23 protein-coding genes are annotated in these 16,527 nt (G+C 44.5%); 22 read left to right on the plus strand and 1 reads right to left on the minus strand.

Features of this window, described 5'->3' with window-relative positions:
* The first annotated feature begins 9 nt into the window (after window positions 1-9).
* The 14 genes from rplO to Y696_RS03805 all read left to right on the plus strand — a co-directional run bounded on the left by rplO (window position 10) and on the right by Y696_RS03805 (window position 9,972).
* Window positions 10-456, plus strand: a complete 447-nt coding sequence (gene rplO / locus Y696_RS03740) for a 50S ribosomal protein L15 (protein WP_039882850.1) — start codon at window positions 10-12, stop codon at window positions 454-456.
* A 2-nt stretch (window positions 457-458) separates the two neighbouring features.
* On the plus strand, window positions 459-1,760 hold the full coding sequence (secY, locus tag Y696_RS03745; protein WP_006492368.1) for a preprotein translocase subunit SecY: 1,302 nt from the start codon (window positions 459-461) through the stop codon (window positions 1,758-1,760).
* Window position 1,761: 1 nt separating this feature from the next.
* Window positions 1,762-2,421 carry an adenylate kinase gene (locus Y696_RS03750; RefSeq protein WP_006492370.1) on the plus strand — a complete coding sequence of 220 codons (660 nt, stop codon included), beginning with the start codon at window positions 1,762-1,764 and terminating at the stop codon, window positions 2,419-2,421.
* A complete protein-coding gene (map, locus tag Y696_RS03755) occupies window positions 2,414-3,166 on the plus strand; it encodes a type I methionyl aminopeptidase (protein WP_006492371.1) in 753 nt (250 codons plus the stop codon). The genes Y696_RS03750 and map overlap by 8 nt, the downstream gene beginning before the upstream one ends.
* 12 nt (window positions 3,167-3,178) lie before the next feature.
* Window positions 3,179-3,424: a translation initiation factor IF-1 gene (gene infA, locus Y696_RS03760; protein ID WP_006492372.1), complete on the plus strand. Its 246-nt coding sequence runs from the start codon at window positions 3,179-3,181 to the stop codon at window positions 3,422-3,424.
* Window positions 3,421-3,537 carry a 50S ribosomal protein L36 gene (gene rpmJ / locus Y696_RS03765; protein ID WP_014730478.1) on the plus strand — a complete coding sequence of 39 codons (117 nt, stop codon included), beginning with the start codon at window positions 3,421-3,423 and terminating at the stop codon, window positions 3,535-3,537. Before infA ends, rpmJ begins: the two co-directional genes overlap by 4 nt.
* 12 nt (window positions 3,538-3,549) lie before the next feature.
* Window positions 3,550-3,918 carry a 30S ribosomal protein S13 gene (rpsM, locus tag Y696_RS03770; protein WP_006492373.1) on the plus strand — a complete coding sequence of 123 codons (369 nt, stop codon included), beginning with the start codon at window positions 3,550-3,552 and terminating at the stop codon, window positions 3,916-3,918.
* A 17-nt stretch (window positions 3,919-3,935) separates the two neighbouring features.
* A complete protein-coding gene (gene rpsK / locus Y696_RS03775) occupies window positions 3,936-4,322 on the plus strand; it encodes a 30S ribosomal protein S11 (RefSeq protein WP_121509785.1) in 387 nt (128 codons plus the stop codon).
* A gap of 16 nt (window positions 4,323-4,338) precedes the next feature.
* Window positions 4,339-4,965: a 30S ribosomal protein S4 gene (gene rpsD / locus Y696_RS03780; RefSeq protein WP_121509786.1), complete on the plus strand. Its 627-nt coding sequence runs from the start codon at window positions 4,339-4,341 to the stop codon at window positions 4,963-4,965.
* Window positions 4,966-5,019: 54 nt separating this feature from the next.
* Window positions 5,020-6,039, plus strand: coding sequence for a DNA-directed RNA polymerase subunit alpha (locus Y696_RS03785; protein WP_039882853.1), 1,020 nt, complete (start codon window positions 5,020-5,022; stop codon window positions 6,037-6,039).
* Between the two features lie 21 nt (window positions 6,040-6,060).
* On the plus strand, window positions 6,061-6,543 hold the full coding sequence (locus tag Y696_RS03790; RefSeq protein ID WP_006492379.1) for a bL17 family ribosomal protein: 483 nt from the start codon (window positions 6,061-6,063) through the stop codon (window positions 6,541-6,543).
* Window positions 6,544-6,581: 38 nt separating this feature from the next.
* Complete coding sequence (gene fsa / locus Y696_RS03795) at window positions 6,582-7,238, plus strand: fructose-6-phosphate aldolase (RefSeq protein ID WP_006492380.1); 657 nt, start codon at window positions 6,582-6,584, stop codon at window positions 7,236-7,238.
* Between the two features lie 177 nt (window positions 7,239-7,415).
* The gene (rho, locus tag Y696_RS03800; RefSeq protein ID WP_183084176.1) at window positions 7,416-9,008 is read left to right on the plus strand and encodes a transcription termination factor Rho; all 1,593 of its coding nucleotides are present in this window, start codon (window positions 7,416-7,418) and stop codon (window positions 9,006-9,008) included.
* Between the two features lie 10 nt (window positions 9,009-9,018).
* A complete protein-coding gene (locus Y696_RS03805; RefSeq protein ID WP_006492383.1) occupies window positions 9,019-9,972 on the plus strand; it encodes an ROK family protein in 954 nt (317 codons plus the stop codon).
* On the opposite strand, the gene Y696_RS03810 is transcribed toward Y696_RS03805, so the two are convergent.
* On the minus strand, window positions 9,957-10,634 hold the full coding sequence (locus Y696_RS03810; RefSeq protein WP_006492386.1) for an endonuclease V: 678 nt from the start codon (window positions 10,632-10,634) through the stop codon (window positions 9,957-9,959). The genes Y696_RS03805 and Y696_RS03810 overlap by 16 nt on opposite strands.
* Window positions 10,635-10,738: 104 nt before the next feature.
* Here Y696_RS03810 and dnaN point away from each other — a divergent pair, with 104 nt between their 5' ends.
* The 8 genes from dnaN to Y696_RS03850 all read left to right on the plus strand — a co-directional run bounded on the left by dnaN (window position 10,739) and on the right by Y696_RS03850 (window position 16,510).
* On the plus strand, window positions 10,739-11,842 hold the full coding sequence (gene dnaN, locus Y696_RS03815; RefSeq protein ID WP_006492387.1) for a DNA polymerase III subunit beta: 1,104 nt from the start codon (window positions 10,739-10,741) through the stop codon (window positions 11,840-11,842).
* Window positions 11,843-11,850: 8 nt separating this feature from the next.
* Window positions 11,851-12,306 (plus strand): 2-C-methyl-D-erythritol 2,4-cyclodiphosphate synthase, encoded by a 456-nt coding sequence (locus Y696_RS03820; protein ID WP_259459841.1) that lies wholly within the window; start codon window positions 11,851-11,853, stop codon window positions 12,304-12,306.
* A 3-nt stretch (window positions 12,307-12,309) separates the two neighbouring features.
* Window positions 12,310-13,512, plus strand: a complete 1,203-nt coding sequence (locus Y696_RS03825) for a type II secretion system F family protein (RefSeq protein ID WP_006492389.1) — start codon at window positions 12,310-12,312, stop codon at window positions 13,510-13,512.
* Entirely contained in the window at window positions 13,509-13,889 is a 381-nt protein-coding gene (locus Y696_RS03830) for a hypothetical protein (protein ID WP_006492390.1), read from the plus strand. Before Y696_RS03825 ends, Y696_RS03830 begins: the two co-directional genes overlap by 4 nt.
* 16 nt (window positions 13,890-13,905) lie before the next feature.
* The gene (locus Y696_RS03835; protein ID WP_006492391.1) at window positions 13,906-14,943 is read left to right on the plus strand and encodes a hypothetical protein; all 1,038 of its coding nucleotides are present in this window, start codon (window positions 13,906-13,908) and stop codon (window positions 14,941-14,943) included.
* A gap of 100 nt (window positions 14,944-15,043) precedes the next feature.
* Window positions 15,044-15,466, plus strand: a complete 423-nt coding sequence (locus Y696_RS03840; protein WP_259459842.1) for a hypothetical protein — start codon at window positions 15,044-15,046, stop codon at window positions 15,464-15,466.
* Window positions 15,450-16,055 carry a hypothetical protein gene (locus Y696_RS03845; protein ID WP_259459794.1) on the plus strand — a complete coding sequence of 202 codons (606 nt, stop codon included), beginning with the start codon at window positions 15,450-15,452 and terminating at the stop codon, window positions 16,053-16,055. Before Y696_RS03840 ends, Y696_RS03845 begins: the two co-directional genes overlap by 17 nt.
* A gap of 14 nt (window positions 16,056-16,069) precedes the next feature.
* Window positions 16,070-16,510 (plus strand): hypothetical protein, encoded by a 441-nt coding sequence (locus Y696_RS03850; protein WP_006492394.1) that lies wholly within the window; start codon window positions 16,070-16,072, stop codon window positions 16,508-16,510.
* The last annotated feature ends 17 nt before the right edge of the window (window positions 16,511-16,527 follow it).

Consider the following 16,527-nt stretch of genomic DNA (forward strand, 5'->3'; position numbering starts at 1 on the left):
GGTAGGAAGATGGCTTTTAAAGTTGAAGATCTAAGTCCGACACCCGGTTCTAGAACAACCGAAAAAAGAATAGGACGCGGTATAGGTTCGGGAATGGGTAAAACCGCCACCAGAGGCCATAAGGGTCAAGGAAGAGCTACAGGTAAGGTAGCTGCACGCTTCGAGGGCGGACAGACACCCCTATTCAGAAGAACACCGATAAAAGGGTTCAAGAACCGAGGATCTGTTGTTTATGCTACTGTGAACATTTCGACTCTCGAAGAGAGATTCGAAAGTGGCAGCGAGATTTCACCCGAGATACTCGTTCAGCGCAAGATACTCAAAGATCTTAAAGACGGAGTGAAGATACTTGCGAGAGGCGAACTGACAAAGTCTTTTATTGTCAAAGCTAATGCTTTTAGCGCTACTGCCAAGGAGAAGATTGAATCTGCTGGTGGAAAGGCAGAGGTGATCTGACAATGTGGAATGCCCTGAAGAACGCGTTCAAGATTCCTGAGCTGAGAGACAGAATCCTCTTCACGTTCCTCGCATTGGCAGTCTTCAGGCTTGGTGTCTACATACCGATTCCCGGGATTAATATCCAAGCCTGGTCTGCGTACTTCGGTACTCTATCTACAGGTGGAGCCGGAGGCTTCATCGGCTTCTTCGATGTTTTCACCGGTGGAGCCGTTGAGCAGTTTTCAATATTCTTAATGAGCGTTACTCCATACATAAACGCTCAGATTATGCTCCAGCTGCTGACTGCTGTTGTTCCTAGTTTGAAGGAGATGCTTAAGGAAGGCGAAGAGGGAAAGAAGAAGTATGCTCGATACACAAGAATGCTGACGATTGGACTCGCGGGTCTTCAAGGATTCCTGATATCATTCGGTCTCTCTTCGAACACGGCTATCTTGGCGATTCCCAGCAGGTTGCTCTTTGTGTTGCTGGCAACAACCACCCTTATCGGTGGTACAATGTTCCTTCTTTGGCTGGGAGAAAGAATCACGGAAAGGGGAATTGGAAATGGTATCTCAGTTCTGATTTTCGGAGGTATCGTTGCAAGATATCCTGCTTCCATTATGCAGGTAGTGGTAGCTTTATCGCCGTTACAGTGGGCGATATTACTTGCGATCGCTCTGTTCACAGTTGTGGCGGTTATCTATGTTCAGATGGGAGAAAGAAGGATCGAAGTTCAGTACGCAAGGAGAGTTACTGGTAGAAGGGTGTATGGAGGAGTTTCCACGCACATTCCTATCAAGGTAAATCAGGGTGGAGTAATACCGATAATATTCAGTTCGGCAATTATGATGCTGCCACAGTTTATTGCTACGGCTTTCCCCGAGGGAAGTGGCGGTAGGAATATTATGCAGAGTCTCTTTGCTCAGACATCGCCCCTCTATATATTGCTTTATGGAGGAATGGTTTTCTTCTTCACGTTCTTTTATAGTTCGCTTGTTTTTGATGTCAGAGAAGTATCGGATAACATACGTAACTACGGAGGGTACATACCCGGAATAAGGCCGGGCTTTTCCACTCAGCAGTATATTCAGAGAGTCCTTAACAGAGTTGTTTTCATGGGAGCCATATTCCTGGTTGTGATTGCATTGCTTCCATTAGTTATAGGCGGGATTTTCAGTATTGGCGGCCTCGCAATTGGGGGAACGTCGACTCTGATTGCTGTTGGCGTAGCTATTGATATATTGCAGCAGATGGAAACACACCTTATGGTAAGGCATTATGAAGGATTCGTAAAGAAAGGCAAGTTACGAGGAAGGAGATAGGATGAACATTATTCTAATGGGTCCTCCCGGAGCAGGGAAGGGGACACAGGCAAAGCGGATAGCCCAGATATTTAAGATTCCTCACATATCGACTGGAGATATGTTAAGGGAAGCCGTGGCTGCTGGCAATGACCTTGGGCTGAAGGTCAAAGAGATTATGGATAAAGGGCTTCTCGTCCCCGATGATTTGATGATCGACCTTGTGAGAGAAAGGTTGTCGAGAGAGGATACCAGGAATGGGTTCATTCTTGATGGTTTTCCAAGAACAGTTGAGCAGGCAGCTGCGCTTGATGAAATGCTAGAGGATCTAGGGAGGAAAATCGATGTAGCCCTGCTCGTTAATGCAGATGAAGAAGAAGTCGTAAAACGGATTTCTAGCAGAAGAGTTTGCCCAGAGTGTGGCAAGGTCTACAATCTGCTGACGATAAGACCGAAAGTTGAAGGTCGCTGCGATAACGATGGTGCCGAGTTGATTCAGAGAGATGACGATATGCCTGACACAGTTCGAGCAAGGTACAGAGTCTATTTGGAGAAAACGGAGCCAGTGATCCAGTATTACTCGAGTAACAAGAGCCAGTTTTTGGAAGTGGACGGGACTGGAGAGATTGATCTTGTGACTGACAAAATTGTGGAACATCTGGAGACATCTAGAAATGGTTAGGTTGAAATCTCCAGAAGAAATATGTAAAATCGAAATTGCTGCGAAGATTGTCGCAGAGGTTTTGGCTGAGATGGAGTCTTATGCAGTTGAAGGAGCCTCTGCTCTCGATATGGAAAAAGCGGCAGAAGAGTTGATTCATAAACGCGGAGGCATCCCCGCATTCAAGGGATATAGTGGTTATCCTTACACTCTATGCGTTTCAGTAAACGAGGAGGTAATTCACGGATTTCCCTTGAAGGAAAAAATCTTTGCCGATGGTGACATAGTCTCCGTGGATTGTGGGGTCAACAAGGACGGATTCATTGGTGATGCGGCAAAGTCTTTCGTAGTAGGGGACTTCAGGAGTGAAAAGGACAGGCTGCTTCTACAGCGAACGGAAGAAGCACTTCTAAAGGGTATAGAAATGGCTGTCGCAGGAAACAGAGTTGGCGACATCGGCTATGCCGTTCAGAATTGTGTGGAAAGCGCTGGGCTATCCGTAATAAGAGATTACGTCGGTCATGGGGTCGGTCTAAGCCTTCATGAGGATCCACAAGTGCCGAATTACGGAAGACAGGGAAGCGGGATGCTTTTAAGAACTGGCATGACCCTTGCGATTGAACCGATGGTCGCAAGCGGACACTATAGCTTAGAGATTCTGAAAGACGGATGGACTGCAATAACTGCTGATAGATCGCGAGCTGCGCATTTTGAGCATGACATTGCGATTCTTGAAGATGGTCCAAAGATTCTTTCTAGTTTGTGAGGAGGATCACTGGTGTCGGACAAGAGCGATATCATTAAGATGGATGGAACGGTTGTGGAATCGATGCCTAATGCGACCTTCAAGGTCGAACTTGAGAACAATCACACTGTTCTAGCTCACATCTCTGGAAAAATGCGCAAGAACTTCATCAGGTTGATCCCGGGTGATAAGGTCGTTGTGGAAGTATCGATATACGACCTGACCAAAGGAAGAATTGTTTATCGTAAAAGGATAGACAAAGGAGGAGAAACGAATTGAAAGTCCGCGCTTCGGTCAAGAAGAGATGTGAACACTGCAAAGTGATAAGACGCAATGGCAGAATAAGAGTCATCTGCGAAAAAAATCCAAAGCACAACCAGCGTCAGGGTTAAGGAGGGATATAGATGGCACGTATCCTTGGTGTTGAACTTCCTAATAACAAGAAGACTTTCGTTGCCCTGACCTATATCTATGGTATAGGTTATACAAGATCGAACGAGATTCTTTCAGGAACGGAAATCGATGGCAACAAGAGAGCAAAAGACCTGACTGACGAAGAAGTTAGTAAAATTGCGAAGTACATAAATGAGCATTACAAGGTTGAAGGCGAGCTCAGAACTGAAGTCGACAGGTCGATTAAGAGACTAATCGAGATAGGAAGTTATAGAGGTTACAGGCATAGAAACGGGCTTCCGGTACGCGGTCAGAAGACGCATTCAAATGGGAGGACCAGAAAGGGTTCTAGAGCCAGTAAGATTCGTAAGAAGAGCTAAACGGGAGGTAAAAGTGAATGGCAAAGAGACCAGCAGCCAAGAAAAAAAGGAAACTGACAACTGATAGGGGAGTAGTACATATAAAGTCCTCTTTCAACAACACAATAATTACGTTGACTGACTCAGAAGGGAACACTCTTATGTGGACGTCAGGTGGAACCGCCGGATACTCCGGATCGAAAAAATCAACACCCTATGCGGCTCAACTGGGCGCAGATAAGATTGCTAAAGAGGCCATCAAGCTAGGGATCACGAGAGTTGGAATAGAAGTCAAGGGCCCAGGTTCTGGAAGGGAAGCTGCAATCAGGACAATTCAAGCGGCAGGTCTTACTGTGGAGACGCTCAAAGATATCACGCCACTGCCTCACAACGGTTGCAGACCACGCAGAAGAAGAAGAGTCTGATTTAGGAGGGAGTTGAATGGCCAGATATACAGGACCAGTGTGTAAACTTTGTCGTCGTGAAGGATTTAAGCTGTATTTGAAAGGTGAAAGATGTTTTTCGCCAAGGTGTTCTCAGGTGAAGAGGCCAGTCGCCCCTGGACAACACGGAGCCTCCACTAGAAAGCTCACCCAATATGGCATGCAGTTGAGATCTAAACAGGTTGTAAAGAGGATTTACGGTGTTCTTGAAAGGCAGTTCAGACGATATTTTGAAGCGGCTTTGAAAAAGAGCGAAGAAACGGGAAGTGCTCTGATGAAGATTCTTGAATCAAGACTTGACAATATCGTTTTCAGAATGGGATTCGCCTCGAGCAGGAGACAAGCAAGACAGCTGGTTAACCACGGACACGTTCTTGTTAATGGTAGAAGGGTGAACAAGCCTTCCTTCAATTTGAGAGTCGGTGACATCGTGGAGATCAAAGAGAAGAGCAGAAGTGTTTTACCGATCAAAGAAGCGGCAGAAGCTGCAAAAGAGAGAACAGCCTATCCATGGGTTGAGGTAGACTACGAGACATTTAGAGGTACCTACCTGAGATATCCTGTAACTGAAGAAGTAGAGATTCCAGTTGATCTGCAGTCGATTATTGAGCTCTACTCCAAGTAAATCCGATTCTTACCTTCTTGGAAGGAGGTGTGTGCCCGAATTCTGGGCGAAACAATGTTGACATCAATAATGCCAAAAAACTTGCGAATTGAAGAAGAAAGAGAGGATGATAACAGCTATTTTACAAGATTCATCCTTTCTCCAATGGAAAGAGGATATGCCACTACTATCGGGAACTCTCTTAGGAGGGTTCTCCTCTCATCGATACCGAGTATGGCAATCACAAGACTAAAGATACCTGGTAAATATCACGAATACGACGTTATTGACGGAGTAAAGGAAGATATTCTCGAAATAATCCTTAATTTCAAGAAAGTCCAGTTAAAACCCGCACTTGAATTCTCTGATGCGGTGAAACTCACACTCGAGACAGCGGGACCAGGAGTCATTACAGCCGGCGATATTAAAACTCCTACTGGGGTAGAGGTAGTCAACCCGTCTCAATACGTAGCTACTCTGAACACAGATTCAGTTATTTATATCGAGCTTTTCGCTGAGATTGGACGAGGGTTTGTTCCCGTGTCGGAAATGGAAATAGAGCACGACGTTGAGATGATTTACATCGATGGGATCTTCAGCCCTGTGTTAAAAGTCAACTTCCAGGCCGAGAACGTCCGGGTTGGAAAGAGAACAGACTATGACAAGCTTATCTTGGATGTGTGGACCAAGAAATCGATAACCCCTTCTGATGCGCTTTTGAGAGCAACTGACATACTTATCAGGCACTTCGAGGTCTTCTCCAACGGTCTAGGCCAGCCGGCTCAAGGTCTTACAAGCTCAGCGCTCAAGCAGGAAGAAGAGGAAATCATTTCTGAAGAAGCGGAAGTCACTGACGAAACCCCCCAGGTGGAAGAGCAGGACTCGAATTCCCTTGGAGCGAAGAAGGTTGAGGAACTCGATCTTTCCGTCAGATCCCTTAACTGTCTCAAGCGCGACAAGATCAACACAATTGGTGATCTTCTCGACAAGAGCGAAGCTGATCTTCTGAGGATCAGGAACTTCGGAGAGAAGTCCATGCTGGAAGTTGTAAAGAAACTGAGGGATAAGTTCAACATCGTACTCAAGAAAGAATGATTTTGAGGAGGCCTATTAGCTATGCGCCATAGAGTCAGTGGAAGCAAACTAAATATGCCCCACAGCCAGCGAGTCGCTTTAATGCGAAATCTGGCCAGGGAGCTTTTCGAACATGGAACAATCGTTACTACAGTCACTAGAGCAAAGGAACTAAGACCCTTTGTTGAAAGTATTATTACTAAGGCAAAGAAGGCTTCTCTACTTTCAATCGAGATTTCTTCTAAGGGCCCTGACAGTGCAGAAACACAGGTACTGAAGTCAAAGAACCTTGCTTTGCATCGAGAGATAAACAGGAACTTCAACGACAGAAAGCTTGTCAAAAAGATCTGTGATGAAGTTGCAGTTAAGTACCACGAAAGAAACGGAGGATACACCAGAATAGTCAAATTAGGTATGAGAAGGGGCGACGCAAGTGAAATGGCCGTTCTTCAGTTAATAGACAACGAAGAAAAACAGGAAAAGAAGCCCGAGAAGAAAGCTGAAAAGAAACAGGACAAAAAGTGATGGCTACCGCAAGGTAGCCATTCTTCGGAGGTGTGGCAATGAAGATATTCCTTGACACGGCAAACATTGAAGACATTCGTGAGGGAATGAAGCTTGGTCTCGTCGATGGCGTGACTACCAATCCAACATTGGTTTCCAGAGAAGCAGTTAAGTTCGAAGACCGAGTTGTGGAGATATGTGAAACGGTTAAGGGTCCTGTATCGGCGGAAGTAACGTCCACTGATTACGAAAACATGGTATTACAGGCGAGAGAACTCGCGTCACTTAATGAGCATGTGGTCGTGAAAATCCCTATGACAAGAGATGGAATGCGAGCAGTAAAGACACTTAGTGGCGAGGGAATCAAGACAAATGTTACCTTAATCTTCAATTCTCTTCAAGCAACACTTGCTGCCAAAGCAGGCGCAACATATGTAAGTCCATTTGTCGGAAGGCTCGATGATATTGCAAGCAACGGAATGGGAATAGTTGAGGAGATTGTCCAGATATTCGCTAACTACGGTTACAGAGCTGAGATAATTGTGGCAAGCGTGAGACATCCTATGCATGTTCTTGAGGCAGCTCTCATGGGGGCTGACATCGTGACAATTCCCTATGAAGTACTTCTCAAACTATTCAATCACCCGCTCACTGATATCGGAATTGAAAGATTCATGGATGACTGGAAACGCTATCAGAAACAGCAAGGCAAATAAGCTTTGATTTTTTCCGCGTAAGTGGTATATTATTTCTGAAAGAACTTGTAGCTCACCGGAGACAGGTCTTCCATGCTTTCTTACAAATATTGCAAGCTTCATATTCTCTATAATTCCTAAAGATACGGAAGGAGGGTAGGTACATTCTTCCTGTTGTGATTGGATGTACCGTCAAATTTGAGCCCAAGAAAGAAGAAAACGGAAGAAACACCGAACGAACTTGATGAAAATGTCGTAAGTGAGAAGAAGCCGACCAGAAAGAGAACTACTCGAAAGAAGACTGAAGTCGAGAAGCCCGAAAAAAAGGAGGAAACACTTAGCGCTACTTCTAATGAAATCGAAGGAAGCGTGAAAGAAAATGAGGTTTCATTAAAAAGAGATGCCGAAAAGAAGATGGATTCGGAATCTGAGTCTCAGGAATCAACTAGTGAGAGCACTACAGATGAATCGAAGGAGCTTCCCAGAAAGGACAAAGACAAGGATAAAGACAACATAAGGGAAGTCGAAATCGATATCTCACAACTCCAGGCAATGCCTATCAGAGAAGTCTACAAGCTTGCTAGGAAGTATGATGTCCAAGGCTATACGCAGATGGCAAAGAAAGATTTGATATTCGCTGTTCTTAAAGCCCAAACGGAATCTTATGGTTACTTCTTCGATCAGGGAGTTCTTGAAATCACTGACGGGGGATATGGCTTTCTTAGAACTCTGGATAACAACCTTCTTCCGAGTTCTAACGACATATATGTGAGCCAGTCTCAGATAAGAAGATTCAACCTTACAAGTGGCGATACAGTAGCCGGGCAGGTAAGACCCCCGAAGGAAGGCGAGAAATACTTTGCGCTATTGAGAATAGAGGCTATTAATCACAAGGCGATAAACTTCGCTGCAGAAAGAATTACCTTTCAGAATCTTACGCCAATCCACCCTGAAGACAGGTTGATTACCGAGACAGATTCTCACATAATGAGCACAAGAATGGTTGATCTCTTCTCCCCAATTGGAAAGGGACAGCGAGGATTGATAGTTTCACCTCCCAAAGCGGGGAAGACCATACTGCTGAAGGAGCTTGCTAACGGAATTGCTGAGAATCACCCAGACACCATAAGAATAATTCTGTTAATCGACGAGAGACCTGAAGAGGTCACTGATCTCAGAAGAAGCACAAATGCTCATGTAATAGCCGCCCCATTTGATATGCATCCAGAAAAGCAGATTAGAGTCGCGGAGATGACTATCGAAATGGCAAAAAGATTGGTCGAATTCAATTATGATGTTGTCATTCTTCTCGACAGTATTACTAGACTAGCAAGAGCCTACAATCTCTATGTTCCGCCCAGCGGAAAGCTTCTCTCCGGTGGTGTGGATCCTTCTGCGCTTTACAAGCCCAAATACTTCTTTGGAGCGGCTAGAAACATAGAAGAGGGCGGAAGCCTTACGATAATCGCTACAGCGCTCGTTGAAACTGGGAGCAAGATGGATGAAGTTATTTTCGAAGAGTTTAAGGGTACTGGAAATATGGAACTGATTCTATCTAGACAGCTGGCCAACAAGAGGATGTTCCCATCGATCAATCTTACTCTTTCCGGTACTAGAAGGGAAGAACTACTTCTTCCTTCAGATATTCTGAGAAAGATCTGGATTCTAAGGCGAATGCTGTCTTCAATGTCGGAAGAAGAGGGACTTAGACTAATCATGGAGAAACTTCGAGGCACCGGATCAAATGACGAATTCTTGGATTTGATTGAAATGGAAAAGAAGCAGTACTAGATGGGAGATAATGATGGTCAGACGCGTAATAGGAATTGATCTGGGTGGAACAGAGACAAAGATAGGGATAGTTGAGGAAGACGGTAAGATAGTCGAAAAAAAGGTGATCCCTACAAGAGTGTCAGAAGGTAGAACTACTGTCGTCACAAGAATTGGTGAAGCGATAAATGAGCTCCTTGTTAAGTCGGGTATCGACTCAAAACAAATTATCGGAATCGGGGTTGGTTCACCTGGATCGATCGACCACGATACGGGGACTGTGCTGTTTTCTCCAAATCTTCCCGATTGGTCGGGGTTCGGACTGGCAGCTATGCTCGAGAGAGTCACTGGAATAAGAACTTTTGTAGAGAACGATGCAAATTCCTTTATTCTAGGAGAGTGGGCATTCGGTGAGTTCAAAGGCAGCCAACACATGGTAGGCCTTACATTAGGTACCGGAGTCGGAGGGGGAGTGATAACCCACGGTATTTTGATGACAGGTAGCAAAGGCTATGGAGGGGAACTTGGACACACTATAGTTGAACCGGAAGGACCAGTTTGCGGTTGTGGCTCTCACGGATGTCTTGAAGCTCTTGCTTCGGCGACGGCCATAGTAAATTTGGCCAGGGAATATTCGAAGAGATTTCCACAGTCAACGATATTTGCGTCGCCTGAATTAAACTCTAAAGTGGTCTTTGACGCGGCACGGGAGGGTGATCTCGCAGCAACTCTGATCGTAGAAAGAGCAACCAGAGCCCTGGCTATTGCAATCGGAAATTTCATACATGTGTTCAATCCAGAACATATTGTCATTGGCGGTGGGATCAGCAGAGCTGGAGATTTGCTAATAAACGGAATAAGGGAAAAACTCCCGGCTTTCGTAATGACTTCTTTTAACGGGACCTTCAGCATCACTCTGAGCAAATTGGTAGAGAATGCAGGGATAACAGGTGCCGCATCGATAGTCTTTTACAGGATAAGTTGATTCTTCAATCGTTGGGTGAGGATATGTGCTTGTCTAGTAGGTTCCGGTATTCTGTACTTTCCAATTGTTCTTATTGATAACCTGAGAGCGCTTTCCGCAGTCATTCTATTTCCCGGTGAAATGAAAACCGGTTTCACACTCGTTCTTGTACATAGCGCATATCCTAGCAATCTACCGCCTGATGAGAGAATTCTGCTGCTTTGTCCTTTCTCTCTCGGGAGGCTTTCGACCTTTCCATAGAGAAGGCTTTTCGCAACGCCTATCGTCGGTATTTCTACGAAAAGTCCTATGTGGGAAGCTATACCAATCCCTCTGGGATGAGCTATCCCGTGTCCATCAAAGAAGAGCAGGTCAACTTCCGGTGATCTGGACAGCGCATCAAGTATAGCGGGCCCCTCCCTAAACGACAATAGACCGGGGATGTAAGGCGTCTCAACCTTTTTAAGAGAAAAGAAATGATCAACTACGGATAGAGAGCTGAACTCCATAACCACAATTACGGCGAGCGCAATCTCTCTAAAAGGGAAAGAAACGTCTATTCCTGCCACTAGTCTTGGCTCCCGAGAGTAGTCCTCAAATGTAAGCTTGTCCCTGAGTTTCTTTTGTAGGTCTATAGCTTGAACCGGTTCCATTGACCATGAATGAATATATTCGATATTCATGTTGTTCTCTCCCAAAGGAAGAAATCTATCGCTGTTGCTTCTGATAATGATTATGCCACATAGATGTTATAATTTATGAAAAGCTCTTCAAGTGGAGGTGTATGATGAAATTCGTCGCAGCTCGTTCAGAAATCCTCACAAGATTAGAATCGGTTTCTGGGGCAGTTGCTCCGAAAAGCGTGAAGCCAATTCTTTCGGGCATATATTTTTCAATGAAGGATGACTCAACGGTTAAGCTTCAGGCCACTGATCTAGAAACGGCAATTACTACAGAGCTGAGACCAAAGCACATAGATGGAAGGTGCGATTTTGTCATAGATGCGCGTCTGGTACTCGAAATAGTCAGAAATCTTCCAGAGGGAGAAGTTGTTTTTGAAACAGAAGATACAAACGTTATCATTAGGGAGGGAAGTGCCCGCTTCACTCTTCCAACAATGGATCCCGAGGAATTCCCCATTGTTGAACCAACCTCGGGAGGACTTGAATTCGCAGTGTCGGTTTCATCGATTGAACTGATGATAGATAGAGTGATTTTCTGTGCTGCTAGGGATGAATTCATGAGAAATCTGAACAGTGTCTACTGGGAATTCGAAGATGGTTACCTTCGACTTGTAGCTGCGGATGGATTCAGGATGGCGCTCTCCGAAGAAAGAATTGACCTTAACATCGATGACCACTTTCTGCTTACGCTTAAGAGCATGAAGGATTTGCAAAACAGTCTTAAAGCTGCAATGTCTGATTTGTTGAAGGTAACCTATGATGGTTCGCGTGTTCAGTTCCTTTTTGACGGCACTGAGATAGTAACAAAGGTTGTGGATGCTGAGTTTCCGGACTACAAGAAGGTTCTTCCCAAATCATTCAAGGCCAGACTTGTTCTTTCTACCGAGGTCTTTTCAGATGCTGTAAGAAGGGCATCGATTGCCGCAAGGCTCGGATCGGATTCGGTCAAGTTTGAAATAGACGATGAGCAGTTTAAGATAGTTGCTAGAAGCCCTGATCACGGGGAATCCATAGAGATTCTTGATGCAAACAAGGAAGGAGACAACATTGTCATAGCCTTTAATCCCAGGTTCCTTTCTGAATCGGCTAAGAAGATTGATTCCGATACTGTGGAGTTGAATTTCGTTGATTCTAATAGCCCTCTTCAAATGAATCCAGTAGATGTCCAGGGTTATACATACGTTATTATGCCTATTAGACTCATATGAGAATCAGGGTGGGAATCGGTTACGACATTCATTCGATCAAGCCCGGAGACAGAGGTATGTATCTGGGAGGAGTTAAGGTATCTGATACCTTCTATCTTGCGGGCCATTCTGACGGAGATGCCCTTTGTCATGCGATTGTCGATGCGATTCTTGGGAGCACTTCTTCGGGAAACATCGGCATCAGTTTTCCAGAGGATGAAAAAAACAGAGATCGAAGAAGTATAGAGTTTCTGATGGAGGTAGCTGAGTCGATAAGAGGTCGGTGGCGAATTCTAAATGTTGACGCAGTTGTCGTGATCGAAAAGGTTAGACTAGCAGGGTTTGTCAGTTCAATGACTGAGAATGTTGCCAGAGCGCTTGGAATCGAAAGCGAGCAGGTAAACGTTAAGCCCAAATCTGGAAATGGCAGCAGCCCTGGTTTCGTGCAAGTTCATGCTGTTTGTCTTTTGGAGAAGGTGGGGTAAGAGATGCCGGAATTCCGTTATGAAGTTATAAACATCAAGGGAAAGCCCGAGAAAGGCAAGCTTTCTGCCAATTCTAAACTTGAGGCCCTCCAAATTCTTTCTAGCAGGGGATTTATTGTCAGCTCGATCAAACAGTCATCGACTACACGCAATTATACGAAGGCCTCTCTATTTCCCGCTTCTCAGAAGGAAGTCAGTATCTTCTCTAGACAGCTTGCAACGATGGTTTCTTCCGGTGTTAGGATAAGAGACTCGCTGCAAGTTCTTTCGACTCAAGTTCTTTTTTCAAGAAGATTCAGGAAGATAATCTCCCGTGTTGTTCTTGATATCGAGGGCGGTATGAGTTTTAGCGAATCGCTTGAGAAGACGGGCGTGTTTGAGCCATTGTTTACCAATCTCGTAAAAGCAGGCGAGGCCGGTGGTGTTCTCGACGAGTCTCTCGAAAGGGTTGCAGATTTCTATGAGGGGATGGTTGAGCTTCAGAATCAGGTAAAATCGGCGATGGCTTATCCTCTATTCATGATGGTTTTCGCGGTGGGAATAGTGGGGATGATCTCCTTCTTCATCCTCCCAAATTTGATTAGTGCTTTTGGAGGAAATTACGAGCCTGAAGGAACAATGGCTATTCTTCTTAAGATGAACGACATCCTGAAAAATCATTGGCCAATTCTTCTTGTCCTGCTTTTAGCATTGTTAATAGGAGGCTTCTTCTTTTTCAAGAGTAAGTACGGCAACATTGTAAAGGAGACTCTAGGCAAATTGATTCCTCCGGTCAGAAACCTAAGAAACATGACGGCTATGGAGAGATTCACACGGACGACGGCTGTTCTTGTAGCAAGCGGTGTGGATCTTCCTACAGTTCTGGAACTTGCAGGAGAGGTTTCTCAAAGCCCTAGAGTTATGAAAGCCGTTGGCAATGCGATAGTCAGTATAAAGGGAGGGGAAAGCATCAACGCCGCTCTTGAGCGGCAAAAGGTCTTCCCTCCAATCGTGGTTAGCATGGTTGCAACTGGCGAAGAAACTGGAAAACTCGACGAAGTAATGTTTAAAGTGGCAAACTTCTATCACATGCAAGTCCAGAATGCACTTAAGAAACTTGTTTCGCTCGTCGAGCCAATAATGATATTATTTATTGGGGGATTTATTGGTTTCCTGGCAATAACGATTTATGGTGCTGTATTTGCAATGGAGCAAAGCATTGGATGAGTTTTACCGAACTATTGTGCTGTCTGGTCGTGGTCTCTCTGTGTATCAGCGGCGTGGTACTTGTGTCATCTGACATCATAGCTAGTCTGAAAATTGTTTTAAGCAAAACTGCTTTTGATTCGTTTATTGAAAGCCAGCGTCTCGAAGCAGTTGTTCGTTCGAGGCCCGTTGATGTGTTCTATGATTTCAGATCAAGAAGAGTATCATCCACAACTGGGATGGTATTTGAAGACTGTCACTGGGAGAACCCTGAAAACTTCAGGATTCGTTTTAATGGTGATGGCTCTATAGCTATACTTAGCGGGTCGACAACATTGAACTTTGCTGATGGCAGTGTTTTGACAATCCAGCCGGTCACGGGGAAAGTCAGTTATTGAGACTTGGGGGTAAATTATGTTTCAAAGTATGATTACTGCCGTTAATTCAGACGAGGGTTATACGGAAATCGTCAGGGCTGTCGTTGAAGGTCGTTATTTAAAGCCCGTTTTTTCTGTACTTAAGGTGGGTTCGGATTCGCTTGAAGAAGCATCACGAGTATTCTCGGAAAACAATTCTCTTCCTGCCGACGAGATTTTTGTGACTGCCTTCCACCCAAAAGATGTTGTTTTTCAGCATCTCGAAGTTCCACGGGTCAAATCAGTAAAGAATCTGGTAAGTGTAGCTAGCTTCAAGGCAGCATCTCAGTTTTCTCTACCGCCCGACGAAGTCAATGTTGCCTGCTTGAACTCATTGTCTTCACTTCGAACGGGTCTTGTCCCGGCCTTCATTATCACTAAGAAGAGAGCTCTGTACGAATTCATTGGAGAACTGACGGGAAAGAACTTCCCTGAACCTAACATAGTTGATGTGAAACCCTTTTCGATTTTCAAGATTGCTCAGACCAGCGTCTTTGAAGGGAATAATATCGTTTTTATCGTTGATAAGAGCTACTCGCTTCTATTGACACTAAGAGGAGAGGAAGTTGTAGGCTTGAACTACATCAGTGACGGGTTTGATGAAGTGGCGAGCGACTTCAAAGAAGATAACTCTCTATCTCCAAACACTAATATGCAACGAGAGTTTCTTATAGGCTCCAAAGCCTATTATGACTCTTTGATTGAAGAAGCTTCGGAAAGACTCGAGGGTATGATATCGTATCAGTTGAGAATGTACCTCACAAACACTCTGTCTAATTCTCCCAATACATCTGCAGCCGACGAATCACTCTTCAACAGGTTTTTTGTTGCAGGCCAGTCAAGCCTTTCGACAGCTGTTTATTCAAGAGCCTTTCAGCAAATTCTGGGCACTGAGACTGAGGTAGCGAGCATGCCTCTTAAGATGAAGGAAACAAGCGGTATAACATATACATCGGCGGGACTGCTCATGAGAGGTGGTGAGTTACTTGGTCGACGTAAACTTGTATTCAAGGAAGAGGCGGGTCTCAAGGCTTAAGTACTCTCTGATAGTTCTGCTGATAATCATCTTGCTGATTTTCGGGTCGCGTTTCTTTGTGACCCAGGCTTTCGAAATTAGATTGCGACAGGTTTCAAGAATGAAAGGGTACTTATTCGACAATACCGGGACTTATTTGACAGGAAATCTGAAAGAAGATATAGACATGATGTATGAAAAGAAGCAGGAGTACATCGCGATAAGAAATAAACTAAGCAGACAGGTAAATGATCTCCGTAAACATGTTGATTTGAAGTCAGTTGAAATGGATGTCTTCAGGACAATAGAGGCCTATCTTGAGGACGAGAACGCAATGAAAACAATTGCCTCCAGAATACAGTTTGAAAGCGGGGTAGGAAACTCTTTCTACTATCTCATTTTTGAAGGAAAAGAGATGTTTTTCCCGACTCCGCATACGACTCCAACGCTTCTCGCAAGACCAAGCGTCAGGGGTAATTTGGATTTTGCCGAGCTGTACTCACTTCAGCTAGTTGATCTTGAGGTAGGTGACCTCATTGAATGAGAAGAACGGATTCAACTTCGAAGAAATGAAAGCACCCGCAGGAGCTGAGCCTTTTGAGGGTGGCGATTCGTTTTTTGTCCACAGAGACTACGCAAATAAGCTGAATAGAAGGCTCAATTTTCTTGACAAGAAAGGAATAAACTCAAAACTTGCTTTCTGGTCATTGATTACCTTGACTGTTTTGGGTTTTCTCTTCTTGGTTATTCTGTACTCCTACAGCACTTTTGAGAACACTTCTCTGCTCATTGATGAAGTAAATGGTTTAGAAAGCGCCTATCTTGAAGTTCAGCTCCTTACAAGGGTGAGAAACGAGGCACTTGGTTCAATGAGCACTAGAAGCTATTTGAATGATCTTGAAGAGAGAATTCCAATAGGGTCGAAGCCCGGCGACTACAATGGGATAATTGCTTCGGGAAACTCAAGGGATATTCTCGATCTCGTAGAAATGATTGTAAATGAACCCAGAATACTTGTCAAAAAGCTAGAGCTAAGATCTAATCTTGGGTTTCCGATTCTCCCGGAGTCCAACATTCCCTCGAATCTATCTCTTGAACTGAAAATCGATCTAAATGTGACTGGAATCTTTTAGGGGGAGCTGAATTTATGGAGAAGTACGTTATGGTAATAGTGATGGCGATTTTCCTTATCGTAACAGGTGGGGTTATTCTGACATTTCTCCTCGAACCTGTTGAAATTGCAGACGTAGCGGCCAGCAGGATCAAGATTGATCCTATAAACACTGATAGAGTTGTTAGTAGCGTAAGTTTGGAGAATCATTTTCTTCCTCTGTATGCCAGTCCTTCTGAAGTAATCAGTTCCATGCTAGAAGTTGGTGAGGAAGCTGAAGGTGTAAGGTATGTCGCATACTATAGATTAAACAAGATTGATTATGCTGTTCTTGAATCTGGACAGTCTCAAGTTACTGTAAGAGTGGGAGAACAGGTTGCTCCCTCTTACATCGTGTATGGGATTACGGAATTTGCTGTATTGCTGAACGACACTAGCACAAACAGCTTTGTTGTTGTCAAGTATTTCAGGTCGTAAACTCGAGGGTGAATATG

This window comes from Mesotoga sp. H07pep.5.4, assembly GCF_003664935.1.
GTDB classification, from domain to species: Bacteria; Thermotogota; Thermotogae; order Petrotogales; family Kosmotogaceae; genus Mesotoga; species Mesotoga prima.